Here is a 1503-nt window from a genome sequence, read left to right on the forward strand (position 1 = left end):
TTTCGAGGCTGTTGTCCACGATCTCCGGGCTGTGCTGCGGCTGGCTGCAGGAAAACAGGCTGAGCCGACAACGGCGATTATCGACAGCCGGACACTGCGTTCGACCCCGGAAAGCGGGCCACGGTCCGGGTATGATGGCGCGAAAAGAAAGAAGGGATCGAAGCTGCACATGGCGGTCGACACCCTGGGTCATCTTCTGGTCCTGCACGTCACCCCGGCAAACAGGGATGACCGGGCAGAAGCCGGTCCGCTGGCGGAAGCTATCCAGCAGGCAACAGGCGGAAGCGTGGAACTGGCATGGGCCGATCAGGGCTATACCGGATCAAAAGCGGCGAAAGCCGCTGAAGAGCACGATATCACTCTCGAAATCGTCAGGTTGCCTCAGGCAAAGCGGGGTTTTGTGTTGCTGCCCCAGCGATGGATCGTGGAGAGATCGTTCGCGCGGGCGACACGGTGCAGAAGGCTCGTAAAAGACTACGAGCGCTGTGCTTCAACCCTCGCCGCAATGCACACCATCGCCTTCGCAGGTTTCATGCTGAAAAACGCAGCCAGCCTGCTCATGCAAAGTCCATAACAACCTCCAGGCTGATTATGCGGGCCGGCGCTTTCGTCGTCCTTGGGGCGCGGCGGATGGACCGTCTTTCCGGCATTATACAGAAATCCAGCGGGAGGGCGGCAGGGCCATTGCGCTCGAACTGGACGTTCAGCAGGGAAGACACCCTCACGCGTTTGTTGACGTGGCTGTCAGGGAATTCGGCCGTCTGAATGTTCTCGTCAACAATGCGGGGATCATGCTGGTCGCGCTGCGTCGTGATCGCACCATCACTGTTCGTAAATCTCGACCTCTGTTGTCAGAAATAAAAACTGCATTTCGCTGTGATGTCCCATTACCTTGTGATGAGAAATGGAATTTTTATGTCATTAAAAACTGATCAAAATAGATGGAGAAAAATTTGAAACGTAGACCAAACTGCATATCATCATATATGAAATCGACTTCACGCAGAGTTTCGCTCTTGTTTCCCATGATAACTCTATTGTCTTTTTTACTGACAGGATGCTCACATTCCCTGAATTATGTGTCGGAAGATCCACAGTTTACGAGATGGTATAAAGCATTGATCGGAGATGTAAGTGCCGATCCGAACTATCATCGCCTCCCGCTTGACAGCGATGCTCAGATACGTGATTTCTCCAACTGGTTGCATGCAGCCTATCGCGGCGAGATAACACACGATCAGTTGGCCCAGAGGATCGATGAACGGTATCCAGGCCACCAATATGAGACCAACTTCATCATTCGGCGGCTGCCCCGTTGACACGGTGCAGGATCGGTCGGTGCCCATCATGGTTATCACGCGCGCCGTTTCGGGACTTGCCGCCGGTGGGGCATTAGGGCCTGTTAGGGCTTGATCCAGTCTGCTGCGGCAGCGATGTGGATGACCGCGAGGAACGACGTTGCTGTTTTTTCGTATCTGGTTGCGACAGCGCGCCACTCCTTGA

2 protein-coding genes and 1 pseudogene are annotated in these 1503 nt (G+C 54.6%); 2 read left to right on the forward strand and 1 reads right to left on the reverse strand.

The features are described 5' to 3' along the window. The coding region (locus GOB93_RS20880) for an IS5 family transposase (RefSeq protein ID WP_173585271.1) at positions 1–574 on the forward strand (574 nt) is incomplete at its 5' end. Between the two features lie 121 nt (positions 575–695). Continuing rightward, positions 696–932: a hypothetical protein gene (locus GOB93_RS20885; RefSeq protein ID WP_242010973.1), complete on the forward strand. Its 237-nt coding sequence runs from the start codon at positions 696–698 to the stop codon at positions 930–932. A gap of 470 nt (positions 933–1402) precedes the next feature. Here GOB93_RS20885 and GOB93_RS20890 read toward each other — a convergent pair. After that, positions 1403–1503: pseudogene (locus GOB93_RS20890) on the reverse strand (IS5-like element ISMex42 family transposase); the annotation flags it as partial.

This window comes from Acetobacter musti, from assembly GCF_011516835.1.
Taxonomy (GTDB): domain Bacteria; phylum Pseudomonadota; class Alphaproteobacteria; order Acetobacterales; family Acetobacteraceae; genus Acetobacter; species Acetobacter musti.